We start from the raw sequence: 23740 nt of genomic DNA, 5'->3' as shown, positions 1-23740 counted from the left end.
TAATCCATGACTTTACGTTGTTTTACACCCCCTGACGCTAGTTTGCAGCGGGAATCGTAGACTGGCTCTCGTTGAATCGCAGCACACACAGATTTTGGGAGCAAGTGATGCGCAATGTTACCGCTGTCGTCATGGCCTCAACGCTGGCGTTTACCTCGTTAGCCAGCCAGGCCGCTGATTTGCCGACCGGCGTTAACTGGCCACAAAGCGACAATCTGGCAAAACGAAACAACGGTCAGAATCATATGTTTGACGGCATAAGTTTGACTGAGCAACAACGCCAACAGATGCGAGATCTTATGCACCGGGCAAGGCATGATAGCCCACCCGTTAATGTTAGCGAAATGGAGATCATGCATCGCCTGGTCACCGCAGATAAATTTGATGAAGTGGCAGTGAAAGCTCAGGCTGAAAAAATGGCACAAGAACAGGTTGCCCGCCAGGTTGAAATGGCAAAAGTACGCAACCAAATGTACCACTTACTCAGTCCGGAGCAGCAAGCCGCTTTGAATGAGAAACACCAGCAGCGCATGGATAATCTCCGTGAACTGTCTGAACTGCAGCAGGGCGTTTCGCTGCAGGCCATGAGTAGTAGCAGTACCCGTAGTAACCAGTAACAAACCCTGTTTTCCTTGCCATAGACACCATCCCTGTCTTCCCCGCCTACCAAGGCGGGTTTTTTTTGCCCGACGCTCAGGGCGGATCCGCTATACTAGCGGCATTCACCTGCGGGAGCCCCCATGAATCAACAATATGGGCAGCTGGTTAGTCGGGCTGCAATTGCAGCGACCGTCATGGCGTCGCTGTTACTGTTAATTAAAATTTTCGCCTGGTGGTATACCGGTTCGGTCAGTATCCTGGCCGCGCTGGTGGATTCACTGGTTGATATTGCCGCTTCATTAACGAATCTGCTGGTGGTGCGTTATTCGCTTCAGCCCGCGGATGAAGAGCATACGTTCGGTCACGGTAAGGCTGAGTCGCTGGCCGCCCTCGCACAAAGCATGTTTATCTCAGGTTCTGCACTGTTCCTGTTTTTGACCGGCATTCAGCACCTGGCCGAACCCACGCCGATGAAAGATCCTGGTATTGGCGTTGCGGTCACGATTGTGGCACTGATAAGCACCTTAATTCTGGTGACTTTCCAGCGCTGGGTGGTGCGAAAAACTCAAAGCCAGGCCGTCCGGGCCGATATGCTTCATTATCAGTCTGATGTTATGATGAATGGTGCAATTCTTATTGCGTTGGCCTTATCCTGGTACGGCTGGCATCGTGCGGATTCGCTGTTTGCTTTGGGTATTGGCGTGTACATTTTGTATAGCGCGCTGCAAATGGGTTATGAAGCCGTGCAATCGCTGCTTGATCGGGCGTTACCAGACGAGGAACGTCAGGCTATTATTGATATCGTGAATGCGTGGCCCGGCGTCAGAGGGGCCCACGATCTTCGAACGCGGCAGTCAGGGCCGACCCGCTTTATACAGCTTCATATTGAGATGGAAGATAATTTGCCGCTGGTTCAGGCGCACGTTGTGGCTGAACAGGTGGAACAGGCAATCTTGCATCGTTTTCCCGGATCGGATGTGATTATCCACCAGGATCCTTGCTCTGTGGTTCCAGCGGGACGACAGGGGCATTTCGAGCTTTAGTTTTACGTTGGAAAGTTGGCGCTGATTGGCAGTTTTTGCATAATGTACCGCCATTTGGCCTGACCTGAATCAATTCAGCTGGAAGCCGTTGTTATACTATTTGGGCAGCGTCGAAGCTTCGGATTGCCCGCAGCGTTTTCCGGCAACAGGATTAATTTTGCTTTCAAAGTTCAGAGGTAGTCATGATCAAAAAAATTGGTGTGTTGACGAGTGGCGGTGATGCGCCGGGCATGAACGCGGCGATCCGCGGTGTGGTGCGCGCAGCGCTGTCAGAAGGTCTGGAAGTCATGGGTGTCTATGATGGCTACCTGGGTCTGTACGAAGATCGCATGGTGCAGCTGGACCGCTATAGCGTGTCCGACATGATTAACCGTGGCGGTACATTCCTGGGTTCCGCTCGCTTCCCTGAGTTCCGCGATGAAAATGTTCGCGCCGTGGCTATCGAAAACCTGAAAAAACGCGGCATTGACGCGCTGGTGGTTATCGGCGGCGACGGTTCTTACATGGGGGCAATGCGCCTGACCGAAATGGGCTTCCCTTGCATCGGTCTGCCGGGCACCATCGATAACGATATCAAAGGCACCGACTACACCATCGGTTACTTCACCGCGCTGGAAACCGTGGTTGAAGCGATTGACCGCCTGCGTGATACCTCCTCTTCACACCAGCGTATCTCCATCGTTGAAGTGATGGGGCGTTACTGCGGTGACCTGACCCTGGCTGCGGCTATCGCCGGCGGCTGTGAGTTTGTGGTTCTGCCGGAAGTTGAATTCAGCCGCGAAGATCTGGTGGCAGAAATTAAAGCCGGGATCGCCAAAGGTAAAAAACACGCCATTGTTGCCATTACCGAGCACATTTGCGATGTCGACGAACTGGCTAAATATATTGAAACCGAAACCAAGCGCGAAACCCGTGCTACCGTTCTGGGCCATATCCAGCGCGGCGGTTCTCCGGTAGCGTATGACCGTATCCTGGCGTCCCGCATGGGCTCTTATTCCATCGAACTGCTGCTGCAGGGCTTTGGTGGCCGCTGCGTCGGCATCCAGAACGAAAAACTGGTTCACCATGATATCATCGACGCGATTGAGAACATGAAGCGTCCGTTTAAAGGTGACTGGCTGGATTGCGCTAAAAAGCTCTATTAAGTCGAGCTGCTATCAGCGAAAACCGGGCATTGCCCGGTTTTTTATTGCCTGTTATATCGCCAAAAGTTATAGCCAATCTTTTTTTATTCTTTAATCCTTGAAATAGTTTCTGGCACGCTGGCTGCATCAAACTTCATAGAGAGAGCGAGCGATGAACAAGTGGGGCGTGGGTTTAACATTACTTTTGGCTTCTGGTGGCGTACTGGCGAAGGATATTCAGTTACTCAACGTGTCTTACGATCCGACTCGTGAACTGTATGAAGAGTACAACAAAGCGTTCAGCGCTCACTGGCAGCAGCAGACCGGTGATACGGTCACCGTACGCCAGTCTCACGGTGGGTCCGGGAAACAGGCAACCTCGGTCATTAACGGTATTGAAGCCGATGTCGTGACCCTGGCTCTGGCCTATGACGTTGATGCCATTGCGGAACGCGGACGCATTAATAAAAACTGGATCAAGCGCCTGCCGGATAACTCCGCGCCATACACTTCCACCATCGTGTTCCTGGTGCGTAAAGGCAACCCTAAACAGATTCATGACTGGAACGACCTGATTAAACCCGGCGTTTCCGTCATCACGCCAAACCCGAAAAGCTCCGGCGGTGCGCGCTGGAACTACTTAGCCGCATGGGGCTATGCGCTACACCACAACAATAACGATCAGGCGAAAGCGCAGGACTTCGTTAAAGCATTATTCAAGAACGTAGAGGTGCTGGACTCCGGTGCCCGCGGCTCGACTAACACCTTCGTTGAACGCGGCATTGGCGATGTGCTGATTGCGTGGGAAAACGAGGCCTTACTGGCTACCAACGAGCTGGGCAAAGACAAATTCGAGATTGTGACCCCGAGCGAATCTATTCTTGCAGAACCGACCGTGTCGGTCGTGGATAAAGTTGTTGAGAAGAAAGGGACTCAGGCGGTGGCAGAAGCTTACCTGAAGTATCTCTACTCGCCAGAAGGCCAGGAGATTGCGGCGAAGAACTACTATCGCCCGCGTAACCCTGACGTTGCTAAAAAGTATGAAAAAGAGTTCCCGAAACTGAAGCTCTACACCATTGATGAAGAGTTTGGCGGCTGGGCGAAGGCGCAGAAGGACCACTTCTCTAACGGCGGTAGCTTCGACCAAATCAGCAAGCGTTAATCTTAAGTGGCCCCGAGGGGCCATTTAAGTCCGAAGTGGCCCCTTGGGGCCATTTTTGTTTCCGCTGTCTGACATTTACTCGCTGAATATCTTCCCGTAGAGTGCTGAAAAACTCTACAGGAGACAGGTATGTCGCTCTGGTTTTCAGATCCCCTCATCCTGCCCGGCATTATTATTCTCATCACCATTATTCTTTGGGCCACTTCTGCGCTGCCGGAATACCTGACCGCGCTGTTATTTTTTGCCGCAGCGATGGTGGCGAAGATAGCCCCGGCCGAGGTGATTTTTAGCGGCTTTGCCTCGTCGGCCTTCTGGCTGGTGTTCAGCGGTTTTGTTCTGGGCATCGCTATTCGCAAAACGGGTCTGGCCGATCGTGTGGCTCGAGCGCTTTCCGCAAGGCTGACGAATTCCTGGCTGCATATGGTCGGCAGCGTCGTGTTACTAAGTTATGCCCTGGCTTTTGTTATGCCTTCGAACATGGGGCGCATTGCGCTGCTGATGCCGATTGTTGCGGCGATGGCGCAAAGAGCGTCCATCGGCGAAGGCACTCGAGCCTGGTACGGTTTGGCGCTGGCCGTGGGATTTGGCACTTTCCAGCTCTCGGCCACGATTTTACCCGCCAACGTACCGAATCTGGTGATGAGCGGGGCGGCTGAAGGGTCTTATGGCCTGCATCTTAACTATCTGCCTTATCTGATGCTGCACACCCCGGTGCTCGGCATTCTGAAAGGGATTGTGCTGATAGGCCTGATTTCCTGGCTATTTCCCGGCAAGCCTTTGCCGCCTGAGCAAATGGCCAGCTCAGCGCCGATGAGCGCCGAAGAAAAGCGGCTGGCGTGGCTGCTGGTTGCCGTGCTGGGACTGTGGGTGACTGAAAGCTGGCACGGGATTGGTCCTGCGTGGATAGGCCTTATCGCCGCCTGCATAACGCTGTTGCCGCGCGTTGGATTTATCACCGGGGAGGAGTTTGCCAGCGGCGTGAATGTACGTACCTGTTTTTACGTGGCGGGGATTCTGGCTCTGGCAACGACCGTGACTCATATTGGGCTGGGCGCTCTGGTGGGCGAGAAGCTAATGGCTATTATGCCGCTGGACGCCAGCAGGCCCTTTACCAGCTTTGCCGCGCTGACCGGCATCACCAGCCTGCTCAACTTTATCGTCACCGCGAATGGCGTGCCCGCGCTTTATACCACCTTTGCGGAGAGCTTCTCGCAGGCGACAGGGTTCCCACTTTTGTCAGTGATTATGATTCAGGTGCTCGGTTATTCAACGCCGCTGCTGCCGTATATGGCTTCACCGATTGTGGTGGCGATGGGGCTGGGGAAAGTCCCCGCCAAAGAGGGATTGAAGCTTTGCCTGGCGCTGGCCTTGGTGACGTTCTTGATTCTGCTGCCGCTGGATTATGGCTGGTTCCAGTTGCTGCATAAGCTCTAAAAAAAAACGGCTCCGCTTGCCGGAGCCGTTCATCAATATTATTCGCGTAATTACGCTTTTTTCGCTTCAGCTGCTGCTTTAACGATAACCGCGAAAGCGTCCGCTTTCAGGGATGCACCGCCAACCAGCGCGCCGTCGATGTCCGGCTGAGCAAACAGCTCTGCTGCGTTTTTATCGTTAACGGAACCGCCGTACTGGATGATCACTTGCTCAGCCACTTTCGCGTCTGCTTTAGCAATGTGGTCACGGATAAATTTGTGTACTGCCTGAGCCTGAGCTGGGGTTGCAGATTTACCGGTACCGATAGCCCAAATTGGTTCGTAAGCGATAACCGCGCCTTCGAAAGCTGCTGCGCCCTGAGTTTTCAGCACGGCGTCAATCTGGCGTGCGCAAACTTCTTCAGTTTTGCCCGCTTCATTTTCCGCTTCGCTTTCACCGATGCACAGTACTGGCACCAGGCCTGCTGCTTTCAGCACGGCGAATTTTTTGGCGATGAACTCGTCGGACTCAGCGTGATAGGTACGACGCTCAGAGTGGCCAATGATGATGTATTTAGCACCGATATCTTTCAGCATGTCTGCAGAAACTTCACCGGTGAACGCGCCGGACAGGTTAACGTCTACGTTCTGCGCGCCAAGAATGATGTGGCTACCGGAAGCAGCGTGTTTAGCCAGGTCCAGGTACATGGTTGGTGGGGCGATGGCAACGCCGCAGCCGTCCACGCCAGACAGCTCTTTACGCAGGTTAGCGATAAGCTCGTTAACCATATGTTTGCTGCCGTTCAGTTTCCAGTTACCCATCACTAAAGGATGTCGCATTTTAATTCTCCACGCGGTAAGCAATAAAAAGAATCACTGCCCGTTGGGCAGCTTGGTCTGTGAAACAGTATAGAGAGTCAGCGGGTGAAAGGCTTTGCTTTTTGTCATTTATTCGCCGCTGTTTAACGTCTCGGATAGCGTTAGCTTAATCGGTTCAACGGCGAAAGTTAGCCCTTTTTCGCCGTTATCTGCCACCACATAGCGGATGGCACCGTCGTTCTGGGCGAAATAGCGTTTATTTTTTCCATCGCTGAGTAATTTGGTCAGCTTCTGCTGGCTTTGCGCTTTTGAAAGCGTTGGCGTGAAGCTGCGGATAATCGCGGCCATATACTCCAGCGCCTTGCCGCGGGCGGCTTTTTGCTCCGGTCCTTGAATGGGCAGCCAGGTTATCTGCATCGACTTAATTTTTAAGGTACCGAGTTCCAGCGCCGTAGAAGCGTAAAGATTTTCGTTGATCTTGGTGGCGGCGCGGGTCAGGTTAGCTTTGTCGCGGCTTTTCTCCACTGCGCGGAATTCATTCAGAGGCAGCGACGGATTATCGATATCAAACCTTCCGCGAAACTGGGTAATGGTCAGATCGAAAGTCGGTGCACCTGGCAGCAGGTAAGGGGCGGCAGGAAGCTGAGAAGCTGTATCTGACGTAGGATCTGCCCGACTCACCGCCAGAGGCAGCGCCAGCAGCACAAGGGCAGGCAGCAGGTATTTCATCGACACACTTCTCCTGATTTGTTCATCATCCCGATTAAATCGGCAATCCGTTGGCTTGTCAAAACGGGCGGTGACCAGGGTACACTACGCCGCGAGAAAATAATAAGGACCTTACCCATGACCATACAACAATGGTTGTTCTCTTTTAAAGGGCGTATTGGACGCCGTGACTTTTGGATCTGGATCGGCGCGTGGATAGTCGGGCTGATTATTCTGTTTACCCTGGCCGGGGCAGAAATCCTGCCTTACTCCACGGCGGGCTTCTTCCTCACCGGCTCGTTGATTCCCACCGCCGCAGTGATTGTGAAGCGCCTGCACGACAGGGATAAAAAAGGCTGGTGGGCGTTGCTGTTCATTCCGGCATGGCTGCTGGTGGCGGGGAACTGGGAAACTTTTGGCACGCTGTGGCAGTGGGGATTAGGGCGTTTTATCCCGACGCTTATCTTCGTCATGGTGTTGATGGACCTGGGTGCGTTTGTTGGCACCCAGGGAGAAAACCGCTTCGGGAAAGAGACCAGCGAAGTTAAATTTCGCTAACTTACCAGTAATGTTCGGCGGTCATATGGCCAGGTCTGCGGCGCAGATGTTTGGCCATCTGCCGGGTATCTTTCAGCAATTGCTGGGTATCACGCACCATTTGCGGGTTCCCGCATAGCATCACATGGCTGGTTTCAATATCCATCGCTAAGCCTACAGCCGCCTCAAGCTCGCCGCTTTCAATTAACGCCGGAACGCGCCCGGTGAGCGAACCTGGAACGGTTTCACGACTGACCACGGTTTGAATACGCAGTTTCCCCTGATAGCGCTCCTGTAACTCAAGCATGAGCGGGAGATAGCTTAAGTCGCTGGCGTAGCGCACCGCGTGAAGCAGAACGATATTGTCAAAGCGCTCAAGATCTTTGCCTTCCTGCAGGATAGACAGATAAGGCCCCAGCGCGGTGCCGGTCGCCAGCATCCAGAGCGTCTTGCATTCGGGGATTTCTTCCAGCACGAAGAACCCGGCCGCCTCGCTGACCAGCTGCACTTCATCACCAGGCTGAAGGGCATGCAGGCGAGGGCTGAGTTTGCCTTCGGGAACGGTAACCAGATAGAACTCAAGATCGGGGTTACTCGGGGCGTTAACGTAGGAGTAGGCGCGCTGAACGCGTTCGCCGTCTATCTCAAGCCCAAGCTTGGTAAATTGCCCGGCGGTAAACGCATTTACCGGCGCGTGAACCGTCAGGCTGAAGAGAGAATCGGTCCAGTTTTGAACCCTGGTGACTTTACCTGTAACCCACTCCGCCATGTTGCACTCCCGTCGTTACTTTTTTTCTATCTTCTCCAGAATGTGGCGGCATTTCCAGCCCAAACGAGCCGGAAAGCTCTAACCAACAAACGAGAAACGTTACAGAATATGCTTCTGCACTTCGGTATCTTTACGATCCAGATAGTGAATGGACTGGATGCGGCGAATGGTCCGGGATTTGCCGCGAATCAGCAGCGTTTCCGTGGTGGCCATGTTGCCCTTACGGGTGATGCCTTCCAGCAAATCGCCTTTGGTGATGCCTGTGGCGGAGAAAATAACGTTGTCGTTACGCGCCATTTCATCAAGCTTTAACACCAGCCCGGCCTCGATGCCCATTGCTTTGCAGCGCGCCAGTTCCTGCTCGCCAATGCGACGATTCTCTTCGCTGTCGCCTTTTACGTGGTGACGAGCCAGCAGCCGACCCTGCATATCGCCGTCCAGCGCGCGAATAACTGCCGCAGAAACTACGCCTTCCGGAGCGCCGCCGATCCCATAGAGGACGTCAACTTCGCTGTCCGGCATGCAGGTCAGGATCGAGGCGGCAACATCGCCGTCAGGAATGGCGAACACGCGCACGCCAAGCTGCTGCATCTCTTTAATCGTTTCGTCGTGGCGTGGTTTTGCCAGGATGGTTACCGTCAGCTCACCAAGTGGCTTTTCCAGCGCAGACGCGATGTTGCGGAGATTATCTTCAAGGCCGAGATTAAGGTCGATTGCGCCTTTGGCTCCCGGCCCAACGATCAGTTTCTCCATATACATATCGGGTGCATTCAGAAACGTGCCTTTATCGCCCACTGCGAGAACCGCCAGGGCGTTGGCCTGACCCATCGCCGTCATACGCGTGCCTTCAATCGGATCAACGGCAATATCCACCGCATCGCCTTTGCCGGTACCGACCTTTTCGCCAATGTAGAGCATCGGCGCTTCGTCGATCTCACCTTCGCCGATGACGATTTCGCCGTCGATGTTGATTTGGTTAAGGACGATACGCATGGCGTTTACGGCCGCGCCGTCGGCCACATTCTTATCCCCACGGCCAAGCCATTTGTAGCCAGCAAGCGCGGCGGCTTCGGTCACGCGGGAAAATTCGATGGCAAGTTCTCGTTTCATAGCAGACTCATTTAGCAAACAGAATTGCCGGGGAGTTTAGCACAGGCGGGGAAGAGGGCGGGCAAGGCAGAAACTGAAAGGCCCCTCTTCAGGGGCCTTATGGAGATTACTTCTCTTCGTGATCTTCCCAGGCAAGGGCGCGTTTAACCGCCTTTTGCCAGCCGGCGTAGCGGTAATTACGCTCGGTAGTTTCGATACCCGGACGGAACTCTTTCTCGATAACGGATTTCTCCTGCAGTTCGTCCAGGTTCTGCCAGAAGCCCACGGCCAGACCTGCCAGGTAAGCCGCACCCAGAGCGGTAACTTCACGAACTTCAGGGCGTTCAACGCGGGTGCCCAGAATATCGGACTGGAACTGCATCAGGAAGTTGTTGGCAACCGCACCACCGTCCACGCGCAATGCATGCAGGCGAATACCGGAGTCAGCCTGCATTGCTTCCAGCACGTCACGAGTCTGGTAGGCGATGGATTCCAGCGTAGCGCGAATAATATGGTTCGAGTTCACGCCGCGAGTCAGGCCGAAGATAGCCCCACGTGCATACGGGTCCCAGTAAGGCGCGCCCAGGCCGGTAAACGCAGGCACAACGTATACGCCGTTGGTATCCTTCACCTTGTTGGCAAAGTACTCGGAGTCGAACGCATCGCCAATCATCTTCATTTCGTCACGCAGCCACTGAATGGATGCGCCAGCCATAAACACCGCGCCTTCCAGCGCGTAGTTAACTTCGCCTTTCGGGCCGCAGGCGATGGTAGTCAGCAGGCCGTTGGTTGATGCAACTGCCTTTTCGCCGGTATTCATCAGCATAAAGCAGCCGGTGCCGTAGGTATTCTTCGCCATGCCTTCTTTTACGCACAGCTGGCCAAACAGCGCGGCCTGCTGGTCGCCGGCGATACCTGCGATAGGAATACGCGTGCCGCCTTTACCGCCGATGTTGGTCTGGCCATACACTTCGGAAGATTTGCGAACTTCCGGCAGCATCGCCCGAGGGATATCCAGCGCTTCCAGCATACGGTCGTCCCAGTCCAGCTCGTGGATGTTGAACAGCATGGTACGGGAGGCGTTGGTGTAGTCGGTAACGTGCACACGTCCCTGGGTCATCTTCCAGATAATCCAGGTATCCACGGTACCGAACAGCAGTTCGCCGCGGCGAGCACGCTCGCGTGAGCCCTCAACGTGGTCGAGGATCCATTTTACTTTGGTACCGGAGAAGTACGGGTCAACCACCAGGCCGGTGTTGTGACGCACGTATTCTTCCATGCCGTTGCGCTTCAGCTCTTCGCAGATATCAGCGGTACGGCGGCACTGCCAGACGATCGCATTGTAAATTGGCTTACCGGTTTCGCGCTCCCACACCACGGTGGTTTCACGCTGGTTGGTGATGCCGATGGCCGCGATTTCGTCGGAATTGATGTCCGCTTTTGCCAGCACTTCTACCAGCGTGGAGCTTTGGGTGGCCCAGATTTCCATCGGATCGTGCTCTACCCAGCCTGGCTTAGGATAGATTTGCTCGAATTCACGCTGCGCGACGCTGATGATGTTGGCGTCATGATCCAGGACAACGGCACGCGAGCTGGTTGTTCCCTGGTCGAGAGCGACGATGTATTTTTTTTCTGTAGTCATAATCATGTCCTGAAGTCAGTATTACAGTGCTTTTTGCTGAGAGGTCACCTTGGTGTCCGGCTTGTCTTCTTCGACAACGCAGACATCGCATGGCAGGTGGCGACCAATCAATTTACGGTAGCCGAATGCGCCGAGGCACGCGCCGACAATAGGCGCAAACAGCGGCACCAGGAAGTAAGGCATGTCTTTCCCACCGGTGAAGGCTACGTCGCCCCAGCCTGCCAGCCACGCGAAGGTCTTCGGCCCAAGGTCACGAGCAGGGTTCATCGCAAACCCGGTCAGCGGGCCCATTGACGCGCCGATAACCGCGATCAGCAAGCCAATCAGCAGCGGAGCCAGTGGGCCACGCGGCACGCCGTTACCGTCATCGGTCAGCGCCAGAATCACGCCCATCAGAATGGCGGTAATCACCATTTCTACGGCAAAGGCCTGCACAAAGTTAATGTGTGGATTCGGGTAGGTGGAGAAGATACCTGCTAAATCCAGGCTTTCTACGCTGCCGCGCACCATATGATGCGTTTGTTCGTAGTCGAGGAACAGATTGTAATATAAGCCATAAACCAACGCGGCGGCGCTGAACGCGCCAAGGAACTGTGAAATAATAAACGGCACGACTTTGCGGCCGTCAAAACAAGCGAACAGCCAGAGTGCGATCGTCACGGCCGGGTTAAGATGTGCACCAGAAACCCCTGCGGTCATATAGATAGCCATCGCCACCCCTAAGCCCCAGATGATACTGATTTCCCACTGCCCGAAGGTGGCACCGGCCACTTTCAATGCAGCAACACATCCCACGCCGAAGAAGATCAACAACGCGGTACCCATGAATTCGGCGATGCACTGGCCTTTTAAGGTTGTTGTAGCTGTCTGACTCATAGTGGGGTCCTGAAGGCAAAATTGATGATTATTGTTGTAGAGCGTCCTAGCCACCTTTATGCCGTGTAGGCACGGTGTTAATTTATCGTTAACGAGCACAAACGAGAAATATCGAACTTTAAATGTGCGTGGTGCGTCAAGAAAATGAGCGTTTTCGCGCTAAAAAATGAGCGGCACCGCATGATAAAACGGGGGAAGTTACGCGTTTTGTTAACGTATTATTTAACAAATTTTGGCCGTGAGGGCGGATGGCTTTCGGCATAGGCTGAAAAACGTCATGTTACGCAAAGAGCGCGGTAAGCCGCTGGACACGTGCATCCGCGCTCCTTACAATCGAGTTACGCCACGTGTTGCGCATACGTTCATAAAGGCGTCGCCGAAGAATCGGGACGAGGATAGCCATCCATCAACGCCTTGCCATTCAGGAGAGTTCGAAATGTCATTTGAAGTGTTTGAGAAACTGGAAGCAAAAGTTCAGCAGGCGGTTGACACGATTACGTTGTTACAGATGGAAATCGAAGAGCTGAAAGAGAAAAATAACGGTCTGGCTCAGGAAGTGCAGCAGGCGCAGAGCAATCACGAAGAGCTGGTGCGTGAAAACAGCAGCCTGAAAGAACAACAGCACGTCTGGCAGGAGCGTTTGCATGCGCTGCTGGGCAAAATGGAAGAAGTGTAATTCCCGCTTCCGACAAATAAGAACGGGCGCCTCAGGCGCCCGTTTTGCTATGTATCAGCTGGATTACTCAATATCCAGCGGATCTTCGGAGAGGATGATTCCGGTGTTGTCGGCATACAGATGGTCGCCGGAGAAGAAGGTGACGCCACCGAAGTTGACGCGCACATCGCTTTCGCCGATGCCTTCACCCGCAGAGCCTGCCGGAATTGCCGCAATGGCCTGAATGCCAATGTCCAGCTCTTCCAGATCGTCCACCTGGCGTACCGCGCCGTAAACTACAATGCCTTCCCACTCGTTTTGCAGCGCAAGACGAGCCAGTTCCGCATCAATCAGTGCACGACGTACCGAACCGCCGCCGTCGACCAACAACACGCGTCCACGGCCATTCTCTTCGAGCAGATCGTACAGCAACCCGTTGTCCTCGAAACATTTCACCGTGATGATTTGCCCACCAAATGACGAGCGGCCACCAAAGTTGGAGAACAACGGCTCGACGACGTTGACCTCTTCCTGGTAGATGTCACAAAGCTCAGAAGTATCGTATTTCATAGGATTAAGGTTCATTTGCTGCAGGAGTTGTCAGTATATCGCGTTCTGTTAACTGTTGGCAAAATCATCAATTGTTAATTGATATTTGTCAGTCATCAGAAAACGGTACTGAGCACGACGCCCATGGCAAACAGCAGATTCGTTAGCAACGCTGCTTTTACGGTGCGTTCCAGCATTGGGCGCATCGCAACAGGAGACTGCTCGCGTACCACATAGGCTGCTTGTTTGAGTAAAAGCGGCGCGGCCAGAACAAACAGCCATCCCCACAGACTCTTGAGCCAGATAAGGTTAAACAGGGCGAGGCAGACCAAAGAACCGATGAGCAGGCCGGCATGATAGCGGCGGGCAATGACCGGGCCGAGGCGCACGGCGAGCGTACTTTTACCGTTTTCACGGTCGCTGTCGATATCACGTAGGTTATTGATATTTAGCACGGCCGTTGCGAGCAGGCCGCAGGCGGTGGCGGGCAGAATGACCAGCGGCGCCAGTGAATGAGCCTGCAGATACCAGGTTCCCGCGACGCTAATCCAGCCGAAGAACACCAGCACTGAAATATCCCCCAGCCCCATATACCCGTAAGGGCGAGTGCCGACGGTGTAGGTAATGGCAGCGACGATAGACAGTACGCCGAGCAGCAAGAAGCCCATAAAGTCCGCAAAAGTGTGACAGGCGAGGGCGACCAGCGACAGGCCCGAGAGGCAGATCAGCACGACCGTGATGACCAGCGCACGTTTCATCTGTGCCTGAGTAATCATCCCTTTTTGCATCCCACGCAGCGGCCCGATGCGATCTTCTTTGTCGCTGCCTTTAACCGCATCGCCGTAGTCATTGGCGAGATTTGACAAGATTTGCAGCAGCCCGGCGGTCAGCAGCGCCAGCAGCGCCACGGCAGGGTCAAATACGCCTTGCCAGTAGGCCAGGGCCGAGCCGCAGACGATGGAAGCAAACGCCAGAGGCAGCGTGCGTGGGCGAAGACTTTCCAGCCAGGCCTGGGTGACACTTGTAGGTTGCGAATCGCTCATTATTTGGTTGCCAACTTAGATAAAAAAATGGAGGGCATAAGCCCTCCACTTCAAATGAAGAAAATGCGTTAGCCGGATTATAGGATAAAACGGCTCAGGTCTTCATCTGCAACCAACTCATCCAGATGTTTGCCCACGTATTCGGCGTCGATCAGGATGGACTGACCATCTAGCTCGCTGGCGTCATAGGAGATATCTTCCATCAGACGTTCAAGCACGGTGTGCAGACGACGAGCACCGATGTTTTCGGTTGATTCGTTCACCTGCCAGGCCGCCTGAGCAATACGACGGATACCGTCCTCGGTAAAGTCGATGTTCACGCCTTCGGTCGCCATCAGCGCTTTGTACTGTACGGTCACTGAGGCGTTTGGCTCGGTCAGGATGCGCTCAAAATCGTCAACCGTCAGAGCCTGCAGCTCAACGCGAATCGGCAGACGGCCCTGCAGCTCAGGAATAAGATCTGACGGGCTGGCAACCTGGAACGCGCCGGAAGCGATAAACAGAATGTGGTCCGTTTTCACCATCCCGTGCTTGGTAGACACGGTACACCCTTCTACCAGAGGCAACAGGTCGCGCTGTACGCCTTCGCGGGAAACGTCCGGGCCGGAACTGTTGCCGCCGCGCTTACAAATTTTGTCGATTTCATCGATAAACACGATACCGTGCTGCTCAACCGCGTCGATGGCGTCTTGCTTCAGCTCTTCCGGGTTCACCAGTTTTGCCGCTTCTTCTTCCACCAGCAGCTTCATCGCATCTTTGATTTTCAGCTTGCGCGGTTTCTGCTTCTGGCCGCCCAGGTTCTGGAACATGGACTGCAGCTGGCTGGTCATCTCTTCCATGCCCGGAGGTGCCATGATTTCTACACCCATAGGTGCAGCGGCGAGATCGATTTCAATCTCTTTGTCATCCAGCTGGCCTTCACGCAGTTTCTTGCGGAACGACTGGCGAGCCGCAGAAGGTTCCTGCTGAGCTTCAGACTGGCCCCAGTTATTCTTCGCCGGTGGGATCAGCACGTCGAGAATGCGCTCTTCTGCCATCTCTTCGGCGCGATAGCGGTTTTTCTCAATAGACTGCATGCGAACCATTTTTACTGCAGCATCAGTCAGATCGCGGATGATGGAGTCCACTTCTTTACCGACATAGCCGACTTCGGTGAATTTGGTCGCTTCAACCTTAATGAACGGCGCGTTGGCCAGTTTTGCCAGGCGGCGGGCAATTTCGGTTTTACCCACGCCGGTTGGGCCGATCATCAGAATGTTTTTAGGGGTAACTTCATGGCGCAGCTCTTCGTCAAGCTGCATACGGCGCCAGCGGTTACGTAAGGCGATAGCGACGGAGCGCTTAGCGTTGTCCTGGCCGATAATGTGTTTGTTCAGCTCGCTGACAATTTCGCGTGGGGTCATTTCAGACATGGGAAATCCTTACGCTTTAGACGGTAATTCTTCGATGGTATGGAAGTGGTTGGTATACACGCAGATATCACCTGCAATATCCAACGCTTTCACAGCGATGTCGCGCGCACCCATTTCGGTGTTTTCAAGCAGGGCACGGGCGGCGGCCTGGGCGTACGGGCCGCCAGAGCCGATGGCAATCAGATCGTTTTCAGGCTGGATGACGTCGCCGTTACCGGTGATGATCAGAGAGGAATTCTCGTCAGCCACGGCCAGCAGCGCTTCCAGCTTGCGCAGCATGCGGTCGGTACGCCAGTCCTTCGCCAGCTCAACGGCGGCTTTCACCAGGTGGCCCTGATGCATTTCCAGCTTGCGCTCAAAAAGTTCGAACAGCGTGAAGGCATCCGCAGTACCGCCAGCAAAACCGGCGATCACTTTATCGTTGTACAGGCGACGCACTTTTTTGACGTTGCCTTTCATGACGGTATTTCCCAGCGTGGCCTGGCCATCGCCGGCAATGACCACATGGCCGTTACGACGTACACTTACTATTGTTGTCACGATCGGACCCCTTTTGCATCAGCTAAACAGGAGCCCTGCGTGGTACGCAGGGCCTAATGCCATTATAAATGGGGGGCAATTTTGGGGTTTCAACCCCCGGTGGCAAGACGAATACAGCTGGTATGTCCAGCCATCTTGAGGCGATTGATTGTGCCGTCGACGTTGTCTTTGCCTTTGATAGGGCCAATAACGACGCGGTTCCAGCCGTTATTGGTCGTAATACGAGAGTCAAAACCTTCAAACGCCAGCTGAGCGCGAACGGTTTCCGCCTGCTCGCTGCCTTTAAACGAGCCACACTGTACCATCCAGCGTTTTTCGTCCTTCTTCTCCTGGCTGGCCGGGGCCTGCTTAGCGACTTCCTGCTCGCGCGTAATGGGTGCTGGCTGGGGTTCACGCTGAACCGGTTTGGTTTGCTGAGGCGCTTTTTGCTGACTGTGCGGCGGCGTCTGCAGCAGATCCTGGTAAGGCTGCTGATTGTTGGCCGTCGAGGTCTTTGGCTGTTGCTGTTGAACGGTTTTTGGCTGCTGGTAAGGCTGCGTGGTTTGCTGCGTGTTACGCGGCTGCTGGTATGGCTGCTCCGCTACGCGCTGCTGAACGCGAGGCTGCTGCGTTTGCGTATTCCACTGCTGCTGCTGTTGTGCTGGCTGCGTTTGCTGAACAATCTGCTTCTGACGCTGCAAAGTTTGCTGGCGCTGGGCAGGTGTTTGCTCATTCCACGGCACTTCATTTAGCTGAGTTGGCTGCTGGCGCATATCCGCCTGCATTTGTTCAAGCAGCTGTCGCTGTTCGTTGGTGAGCTGGTTTTGGTTCATGACTTCGCCACCGGCGGTCGGCTCGGTAGGCGCACGAACGCCAGGCTGGCGGTTTTCCAGCTCTTTAATATAGCGCCAGCGCTCTTCTGGTTTTGGCGGCAGGCCATTCCCGGTCACTTTGTGGCCCGGGAGAACGTCTATCTCTTCTTTCTTATGGTGAGTAATAAAGTAAAGAGCACCGACAAAGGCCACCACGATCGCGGCCGCAATGGCTACCATCGTCGGAGAGACGGAGGGCAGACTACGTTGCTTTTTGCGGGGTGTACTTTTTTTGCGCCGCGTCCCTGCCGATTGCCCGCGGCTTACATAATCTCGTTGTGCCACTATCGTTTCGCTGTCTTTATTCGTTTATCAGTCCGCCATGTTACTTAAGGGGCGGGGCTTTGACCAGTTTATGCAGTCTTAAAAGCGGCTCATTTTCTGCTGCCGGGCGCGGCGGTGCTGCCTCGCTCAATAAGATCGCAGTCCAGCAGGCGAGAGCCGCTGCTAACGTTTTGGCCGTTAATGTTGTCCAGCAATAGCAGCATAGCCTCTCTGCCAATATCGAAACGGGGTTGTGCGACAGTGGTGAGGGGCGGGTCACAGAACTGCGACAGGGCGATGTCGTCGAAGCCCATGATAGATAAATCTTCCGGGACTTTCAGCCCGCTACGCTTCGCCTGTGACAGAGCGCCTAGCGCCATGACATCGCTGTGGCAGAAAATAGCGGTTGGCGGTTCGGGCAGGGCGATAAGCTGTGCCAGAGCGGCTGCACCAGCTTCATAAGTAAAGTCACCGCGTGCAATGTAGTGAGGATCGACGACGATGCCGTTGCGGCGCAGCGCCTGGACGTAACCCTGCAGGCGGTAATGGCAAAGCGGCATCTCTTCTGGCCCGGCGATACAGGCAATGCGCTGATGCCCAAGCTCCTGCAGATAATAAACGGCGTTAAAGGCGGCAGTCAGGTTGTCGATATGCACCGTTGGCAGTTCCAGCTCCGGCGCAAATTCGTTCGCCATCACCATCGGCGGCAGGTTGCGTTGCTCTTCTTTGCTGGCGTCAAACGGCAGACGTGAGCCCAGCAGCAGCATGCCGTCAATCTGTTTGGTGATGATAAGGTCGATGAAGGTTTTTTCCTGCTGGTTTTGATGGGCGCAGTCGCCAATCAGCACCAGATAGCCCTGTGCAGCAGCGGTCACTTCAATGCCACGGATAATTTCGCTGAAAAACGGATCGCAGATATCGGGCACGATGACCAGGATAGTTCGTGATTCGCTGCGCTTGATGTTACGGCCCAGGGAGTGAGGCAGATAGCCCACTTCAATCGCCGCCTGCTCCACGCGATTACGGGTGCTTTGTGAAACTTTATCTGGATTCATTAGAGCGCGGGATACCGTTGCAGTAGACACGTTTGCCTGCACGGCGACATCTTTCATGGTGGCATTAACCACCGGTTTCTTCGGCTTCACTTCTTCTCCTCACATGCACGCCGCTATCGTCAACACTCCTGTGTGTCTGACAGTCATCACATTCTTAGCAGAAGTTGGCTGTAAGCGGTTACAAATTTTTCACAAGAAATGTGATGAGTATTAGATTTTTCGATCCGCTTCTCATAACCAGCCACATTGTGCTACCCGTCGATAGGGTCAACGTCCAGCATCCACTTCACTTTACGGGCTTCGGGCAGCGTGTTGACCAGCGTGAGCGAATGGCTGACCAGCTTTTGCAGGCGTGCCCTGGACGGATGCTGCAGCAAGATTTGCCAGCGGAAGCGGCCGCCGCGTTTTGGCTGCAGCGACGGGACAGGCCCCATGATCCAGAGCTGCTCATCGCGCAGCGGGCTGGCTTCCAGCAGATTACGCAACTGCTGTAAAAACAGCGGCGCCTGATGGTTGTTCTGATCCTCGGCGCGAATCAGTACATGGCTGGTGTACGGCGGTAAAAAGACCGTTTTACGCTCGCTTAGCGCCTGGCTGGAAAACGCGTCATAGCCTTTGGCCAGCAGCGTTTGCAGTAAAGGATGTTCCGGATGGTGCGTTTGCAGCAGGACTTCACCCTGCTTACCGGCTCGCCCGGCACGGCCAGAAACCTGAACGTAGAGCTGAGCAAAACGCTCGGCGGCCCGGAAATCGGCAGAAAATAGCGCGCCGTCTACGTCCAGCAGTGCGACCAGCGTGACGTCCGGGAAGTGGTGGCCTTTAGCCAGCATCTGGGTGCCGATAAGAATACGTGCGCCGCCGCGGTGAACTTCGGCCAACTGCTGTTCCAGGGCCCCTTTACGGCTGGTGGTGTCGCGATCGATACGGGAAATCGGCACGTCAGGGAATAGCGGCTCAAGACTATGCTCAAGCTGTTCGGTGCCCATGCCAACCGGGACCAGATGCGTGGAGCCGCACTGCGGGCACTGCTGTGGGATTGCACGCTGGCTGTCGCAGTGGTGGCAACGCAGGTGGCGCTGGCCCTGGTGCAGCGTGTAATAGTGATCGCAGCGGGCGCATTCTGCAATCCAGCCGCATTCGTGGCAGAGCAGGGCAGGCGCAAAGCCACGGCGGTTGAGGAACAGAATCACCTGGTTATCTGCGGCGAGATGCTCGCCTATCTTTTTGATCAGCGCTGGCGCCAGGCCTGCTTTAAGCTGCTGCCCTTTGAGATCTACGACCTGCTGGTGGGCAGGGCGCGCATTTCCTGCACGTTTGGTCAGGCGCAGCTGCCGGTATTTCCCCACCTCAACATTGTGCAGCGTTTCCAGCGCTGGCGTGGCCGACCCGAGAATAATCGGAATGTTTTCTGCATGTGCCCGGTAAACGGCCAGGTCACGAGCGTGATAGCGCCAGCCTTCCTGCTGCTTATAGGAGCTGTCATGCTCTTCATCGATAACAATGACCCCGAGACGGCAGAATGGCGTAAACAGAGAAGAGCGCGTGCCAATGACGATGGCAGCCTCACCGCTACGCGCTTTTAGCCAGACGCTAAGTCTTTCGCTGTCGTTCAGCCCGGAATGCAGGACTTCAACCGGCGCGTTAAAGCGCTCACGGAAACGAGCGATGGTTTGCGGCGTCAGGCCAATTTCTGGCACTAACACTAAAGCCTGTTTCCCCTGCGCCAGGACGTTTTCCAGCACGCTGAGGTAAACCTCGGTTTTCCCGGAGCCGGTAATACCGGCGAGCAGCCAGGCGGCGAAGTGGTCAGATTCGCTGTGGATGGCCCCCACGGCGGTGGCCTGCTCGGTATTCAGCCTTAGTCGTTCACCGGCAACGGAATAGCCTGGCCGCCAGTCTTGTTCCGCGGGTGCTGCGCTTTTCAGGTCGCACAGGCCCTTGGTTCTCAGCGCCTGCAGCCCCGGTTCGCTGATCTCCAGCTCGCTAATTTGATGCCGCCAGATAATATTGTGGCGTAACGCGGCCAGCGCCTGTTGCTGCTTAGGCGCTCGTTTAATGCTGTTCAGATCGATGGCTTTGCCTTCTTCAGTGACAAACCAATACCAAAGCGGGGCATGGTGCGCGGGTTTTCCCTGGCGCAGAAGAATCGGCAGAGCGTGAAAGAGTACTTCACCAATCGGATGGTGATAATACTCTGCCGCCCACAGCAGGACGCGCCACAGTGACGGCGTGAAGAGCGATCGTCCGTCGAGCACATCGGCAACGGGTTTCAGTTTTTCAAGAGGCAGATCGCTGTTATCGCTGACCGCCATGACGATGCCGACGGCCTCTCGCTGTTTGCCGAAGGGCACCTGCACGCGGCAGCCAGCGCTTACCTGCATGCCGTCGGGAAGCAGGTAGTCGAAGGTACGGGCCAGCGGAACAGGCAGAGCGACGTGGGCTACGGGCATGAAAGCATCCAGGCTGAAAAAAATGACGTATTAGTGTACACTGTGTGCTTCCAGAAATGCGGATCAGTTTGCACCGGCTGAGTAAGTTCTGTATGATTCGCCGCCTTTGATGCGCAGTTTTGGTATCGAAAAAACCTAATTTATTAACTTCGCGTGGTGTCTGGCGTTAGGGCTGGAAGAGCGACGCGGCCTTTACCGAGGTTTACCATGAAAAAAGATATCCATCCTAAATACGAAGAAATTACTGCAAACTGCTCTTGCGGTAATGTTATCAAAATCCGCTCTACTGCGGGTCACGACCTGAACCTGGACGTGTGCGGCGAATGCCACCCGTTCTACACTGGTAAGCAGCGTGATGTTGCTACCGGCGGCCGTGTTGATCGCTTCAACAAGCGCTTCAGCGTACCAGGCGCGAAAAAATAAGTTTCGCGAGCTGGAAAGAGAAAGGCGCCCTGGGCGCCTTTTTTGTTTCCGGTATTCCGTGGCACTACGGCTCGGAAATCACCTGCATCACGTTTTCCAGACTGCCGATTTTTATCTCTCCCGCCCGGTTCATCTTACTTTTATCAATCAGCAGTAAAGATTGCAGCGCACGCTTTAGCAGCAGAGACTTAAATTCAGCGTTATAGCGGTTGGAGTCCCACAGCGTCCCCTCTTTATCTATCCCCTCGCAGGAAAAAACAAACAGATCGATTTCCAACTCCTTAAGCTGCGAGACAATCGCCGGGTTAACATAGCAGGCGTATTTCCGCTGAAGCAGCCCGCCTGAACTGATCAGCTGAATGTGTTCTCGTTTCGACAGCTCCTGGCAAATACGCTCGCTATTAGTAAATACCGTGATATCAATATCCGGTAGCTGTTTAGCCAGATACCAGCAGGTGGAGCTGGCGTCGAGTGCGATCACCATCCCGTCATTAACCCACTGCAACGCCTGGCGGGCGATGTCGGCTTTACTGGTGTGGTGGCTTTTCAGGCGGGCATTAAAAGGGTCGCCGCTATCACGATTTTCCCGCTTAATGCTTTTTGCGCACCCATGAAGGCGGATTATTTTCCCCTGGGTCTGTAAGGCGCTCAGATCCCGGCGAATAGTCTCTTTGCTGACGTGGAGCAGGCTGGCAAGCTCTTCGGTCGCCAACGTTTCGTGCTGGCGAATCAACTGGACGATGGCCTGGTGGCGAGCCGTTTTCATCCGCGTACTCCTCTGTAAATCGCCATGCGCACGTGAGCGCATGGCTGAATGAGGAGAATGAGACTACGGCGTCACGCCTTTTTTTAACAATATATTGCCGTATTTTGCCGTCTCACCTGTGATAACGATCGCAAAGGCTTTTTTGCGCCCGTTCGTAAAACGCGAAACGGTCTATTCGGCGGATGCTAAGCCCGTCGATGGCCAACGCTGCCAGATAGCGCTCTTCAACGGATGAGTCCAGGCTGTCTCCCGCCACCGCCGCCATCATCACCAGCGGTGGCGCGTAGCTGTCCAGTTCAAATAAAGGCGCGATGGCAGCCAGCAGGGCGCTGACCTTCAGGCCATCGGCGCGGATCACCTGAGGCCCGAGGCTGTGGGCCGGGAAATGAGCATCGGAAAAAATGATTTCGTCACCGTGCCCCATTTCTGCCAGCGTTTTCAGCAGCGCCGGGGAGATAAGCGGAGAGATTGTTTTCAACACGTTATGCTCCTTCTAAAGCCTTATTGTTGCATCCGGACAGGGCGCGGTAGTCCACGCTTTGCTCGCCGGGATACCAGGTTTGATAGCGATATTCGACCTGCTGACGAGCCAGCTCCGGCGAGGCGTAATACTTCACGCCGCTCCAGGCGAACATCGCCGCGCCGAGCACGGTAGTTTCTGCATCACGCAGTACGTTGACGGGGAGATTAAGCACGTCTGCCTTGATTTGATTCCACAGGGCATTGCGGCTACCGCCGCCTACCAGCAGAAGCGATTTGGCTTTAAAGTCGCCTATCTTTTCCAGCACGGCCAGGTTTTGCTGGAGCTGCCAGCAGAGACCTTCGAGCGCAGAACGATAAAAATGGCCGCGGCTGGTGCTCAACCGCATACCTTGCCAGCCCGCAGTCGTTTGGCTTTCCAGCATTCGGCAGTTCATGCGCAGGCCTTCTGAACCCGGCGGTATGTCGCTGGCTTCGTCTATCATCTGTCGGTAAACATCAGGCAGCGTGTCATCACGCCAGTAAAGCTGGCGAATCCACTCCAGTACGCCGGAAGCCAGCCACTGTAGCCCCGGGTTAAACAGCTGCTGGCAGCTGTCCAGCTCGCAGGTTGAGCCGGTAAAACGAGGTAGCAGGGAAGTATTCACGTGCGGAGTTCGCACCATTAATATTTCCCAGGTGCCGGACGATAACACCGGCTGGTCCAGCTCAGCGCCGGAGCCAAACAGGGCGAACTGAGTATCGTGCCCGGCTGAAATAACGGGCACGCCTGCGGGAAGCCCCAGCCTCCCTGCGATACCCGGTAGCAAGTTGCCAATAAACTCCCCCGCCGAAACCATTCGCGGAAACAGCCTCTTCGGCAGGCCGGTTCGCTGGAGAATGGTGTCGCTGAACGTCCCGCTACGTACATCCAGCAGCTGGCTTGTACCCGCCATCGTGCGGTCTGTAGTGAATTCACCGGTCAGCTTTTGGTTAATCAGCGATGAAATGAACAGCCAGGCATATGCTTTTTCCAGCAGTTCGGGGCGATTTTCTTTTAACCAGATAAGTTTATAGAGCGTGTTGAAACTGAACTGGCCAATGCCTGAAATGGTTTGCAGCTCGCCTGACGTGATGTAGCGATCGATCTTCTCCATCACGGCAGTCGTTCTTGGGCATTTCCAGCTGATAATCGGATAAACCAGTTCACCCTTGCTGTCCACCAGGGCTCCGTCCACGCCGAATGTCGTTACGGTAAGCGCGCGAACGGCGTAGCCGTGAAGCCGGGGGATAATCTGGCGGCAGCAAAAAGTGAAGCGCTGCAAAATGTCGTCGAGCGACCAGATTTGCCAGTCGCTATGTTCGGCGCCGGGCTGGCTGGCATTTGGGGTTGAGGCTCTGGCGACGACCGTGCCTTTAGTATCCACGGCGATGGCGCGAACGTTGGTTGCGCCGCAGTCCAGAACAATCACCACATCATGATTCATAATGG

23 protein-coding genes and 1 pseudogene are annotated in these 23740 nt (G+C 54.8%); 8 read left to right on the top strand and 16 right to left on the bottom strand.

Annotated features, from left to right (window positions below; genetic code table 11):
- Positions 1-107: 107 nt before the first annotated feature.
- The 5 genes from cpxP to JT31_RS11780 all read left to right on the top strand — a co-directional run bounded on the left by cpxP (position 108) and on the right by JT31_RS11780 (position 5363).
- Positions 108-617 (top strand): cell-envelope stress modulator CpxP, encoded by a 510-nt coding sequence (gene cpxP, locus JT31_RS11800; RefSeq protein WP_038477089.1) that lies wholly within the window; start codon positions 108-110, stop codon positions 615-617.
- 123 nt (positions 618-740) lie between these two features.
- A complete protein-coding gene (gene fieF, locus JT31_RS11795; RefSeq protein ID WP_038477086.1) occupies positions 741-1643 on the top strand; it encodes a CDF family cation-efflux transporter FieF in 903 nt (300 codons plus the stop codon).
- A gap of 182 nt (positions 1644-1825) precedes the next feature.
- Positions 1826-2788 carry a 6-phosphofructokinase gene (gene pfkA / locus JT31_RS11790; protein ID WP_038477083.1) on the top strand — a complete coding sequence of 321 codons (963 nt, stop codon included), beginning with the start codon at positions 1826-1828 and terminating at the stop codon, positions 2786-2788.
- A gap of 151 nt (positions 2789-2939) precedes the next feature.
- Positions 2940-3929: a sulfate ABC transporter substrate-binding protein gene (locus tag JT31_RS11785; RefSeq protein ID WP_038477080.1), complete on the top strand. Its 990-nt coding sequence runs from the start codon at positions 2940-2942 to the stop codon at positions 3927-3929.
- Positions 3930-4058: 129 nt separating this feature from the next.
- Positions 4059-5363 (top strand): SLC13 family permease, encoded by a 1305-nt coding sequence (locus tag JT31_RS11780; RefSeq protein WP_038477077.1) that lies wholly within the window; start codon positions 4059-4061, stop codon positions 5361-5363.
- 50 nt (positions 5364-5413) lie between these two features.
- Here JT31_RS11780 and tpiA read toward each other — a convergent pair whose 3' ends face one another.
- Together tpiA and JT31_RS11770 are read right to left on the bottom strand one after the other, a co-directional pair.
- Positions 5414-6181, bottom strand: a complete 768-nt coding sequence (tpiA, locus tag JT31_RS11775) for a triose-phosphate isomerase (RefSeq protein WP_038477074.1) — start codon at positions 6179-6181, stop codon at positions 5414-5416.
- Between the two features lie 108 nt (positions 6182-6289).
- On the bottom strand, positions 6290-6889 hold the full coding sequence (locus JT31_RS11770; protein ID WP_038477072.1) for a DUF1454 family protein: 600 nt from the start codon (positions 6887-6889) through the stop codon (positions 6290-6292).
- A 117-nt stretch (positions 6890-7006) separates the two neighbouring features.
- Between JT31_RS11770 and JT31_RS11765 the strand changes: the two genes are divergently transcribed.
- A complete protein-coding gene (locus JT31_RS11765) occupies positions 7007-7426 on the top strand; it encodes a DUF805 domain-containing protein (protein ID WP_038477069.1) in 420 nt (139 codons plus the stop codon).
- Between the two features lies 1 nt (position 7427).
- Here the strand turns inward: JT31_RS11765 and fpr are convergent, their stop codons facing one another.
- The 4 genes from fpr to JT31_RS11745 all read right to left on the bottom strand — a co-directional run bounded on the left by fpr (position 7428) and on the right by JT31_RS11745 (position 11781).
- The gene (fpr, locus tag JT31_RS11760) at positions 7428-8174 is read right to left on the bottom strand and encodes a ferredoxin--NADP(+) reductase (RefSeq protein ID WP_038477066.1); all 747 of its coding nucleotides are present in this window, start codon (positions 8172-8174) and stop codon (positions 7428-7430) included.
- Between the two features lie 99 nt (positions 8175-8273).
- Positions 8274-9284, bottom strand: a complete 1011-nt coding sequence (gene glpX / locus JT31_RS11755; RefSeq protein ID WP_038477063.1) for a class II fructose-bisphosphatase — start codon at positions 9282-9284, stop codon at positions 8274-8276.
- 106 nt (positions 9285-9390) lie between these two features.
- Positions 9391-10905, bottom strand: a complete 1515-nt coding sequence (gene glpK / locus JT31_RS11750; protein ID WP_038477060.1) for a glycerol kinase GlpK — start codon at positions 10903-10905, stop codon at positions 9391-9393.
- A 21-nt stretch (positions 10906-10926) separates the two neighbouring features.
- A complete protein-coding gene (locus JT31_RS11745; RefSeq protein ID WP_038477057.1) occupies positions 10927-11781 on the bottom strand; it encodes an MIP/aquaporin family protein in 855 nt (284 codons plus the stop codon).
- A gap of 436 nt (positions 11782-12217) precedes the next feature.
- Between JT31_RS11745 and zapB the strand changes: the two genes are divergently transcribed.
- Entirely contained in the window at positions 12218-12457 is a 240-nt protein-coding gene (gene zapB, locus JT31_RS11740) for a septal ring assembly protein ZapB (RefSeq protein ID WP_008457532.1), read from the top strand.
- Positions 12458-12520: 63 nt separating this feature from the next.
- Here zapB and rraA read toward each other — a convergent pair whose 3' ends face one another.
- From rraA to priA, 7 genes are all read right to left on the bottom strand, one after another.
- Positions 12521-13006: a ribonuclease E activity regulator RraA gene (gene rraA, locus JT31_RS11735; protein WP_008457535.1), complete on the bottom strand. Its 486-nt coding sequence runs from the start codon at positions 13004-13006 to the stop codon at positions 12521-12523.
- 95 nt (positions 13007-13101) lie between these two features.
- The gene (menA, locus tag JT31_RS11730) at positions 13102-14028 is read right to left on the bottom strand and encodes a 1,4-dihydroxy-2-naphthoate polyprenyltransferase (RefSeq protein ID WP_038477053.1); all 927 of its coding nucleotides are present in this window, start codon (positions 14026-14028) and stop codon (positions 13102-13104) included.
- Between the two features lie 77 nt (positions 14029-14105).
- The gene (gene hslU, locus JT31_RS11725) at positions 14106-15440 is read right to left on the bottom strand and encodes an HslU--HslV peptidase ATPase subunit (RefSeq protein ID WP_038477050.1); all 1335 of its coding nucleotides are present in this window, start codon (positions 15438-15440) and stop codon (positions 14106-14108) included.
- A gap of 9 nt (positions 15441-15449) precedes the next feature.
- Positions 15450-15980, bottom strand: coding sequence for an ATP-dependent protease subunit HslV (gene hslV, locus JT31_RS11720; protein ID WP_038477047.1), 531 nt, complete (start codon positions 15978-15980; stop codon positions 15450-15452).
- Between the two features lie 89 nt (positions 15981-16069).
- Positions 16070-17116: a cell division protein FtsN gene (gene ftsN, locus JT31_RS11715; protein WP_038477044.1), complete on the bottom strand. Its 1047-nt coding sequence runs from the start codon at positions 17114-17116 to the stop codon at positions 16070-16072.
- 89 nt (positions 17117-17205) lie between these two features.
- Positions 17206-18240, bottom strand: coding sequence for a DNA-binding transcriptional regulator CytR (gene cytR, locus JT31_RS11710; RefSeq protein WP_038477041.1), 1035 nt, complete (start codon positions 18238-18240; stop codon positions 17206-17208).
- Between the two features lie 161 nt (positions 18241-18401).
- Entirely contained in the window at positions 18402-20600 is a 2199-nt protein-coding gene (gene priA, locus JT31_RS11705; RefSeq protein WP_038477038.1) for a primosomal protein N', read from the bottom strand.
- A 207-nt stretch (positions 20601-20807) separates the two neighbouring features.
- On the opposite strand from priA, the gene rpmE reads away from it, so the two are divergent.
- The gene (rpmE, locus tag JT31_RS11700; RefSeq protein WP_016538934.1) at positions 20808-21023 is read left to right on the top strand and encodes a 50S ribosomal protein L31; all 216 of its coding nucleotides are present in this window, start codon (positions 20808-20810) and stop codon (positions 21021-21023) included.
- 64 nt (positions 21024-21087) lie between these two features.
- On the opposite strand, the gene fucR is transcribed toward rpmE, so the two are convergent.
- The 3 genes and pseudogenes from fucR to fucK all read right to left on the bottom strand — a co-directional run bounded on the left by fucR (position 21088) and on the right by fucK (position 23735).
- Positions 21088-21789 carry an L-fucose operon activator gene (gene fucR, locus JT31_RS11695; protein ID WP_038477035.1) on the bottom strand — a complete coding sequence of 234 codons (702 nt, stop codon included), beginning with the start codon at positions 21787-21789 and terminating at the stop codon, positions 21088-21090.
- A gap of 63 nt (positions 21790-21852) precedes the next feature.
- Positions 21853-22270, bottom strand: a pseudogene (gene fucU / locus JT31_RS11690) (L-fucose mutarotase).
- A 1-nt stretch (position 22271) separates the two neighbouring features.
- Entirely contained in the window at positions 22272-23735 is a 1464-nt protein-coding gene (fucK, locus tag JT31_RS11685; RefSeq protein ID WP_038477032.1) for an L-fuculokinase, read from the bottom strand.
- Positions 23736-23740 lie beyond the last annotated feature (5 nt).

This window comes from Cedecea neteri, assembly GCF_000757825.1.
Taxonomy (GTDB): domain Bacteria; phylum Pseudomonadota; class Gammaproteobacteria; order Enterobacterales; family Enterobacteriaceae; genus Cedecea; species Cedecea selenatireducens.
The sequence above is the reverse complement of the archived record's forward strand: the minus strand, read 5'-3'. Positions and strand labels throughout refer to the sequence as shown.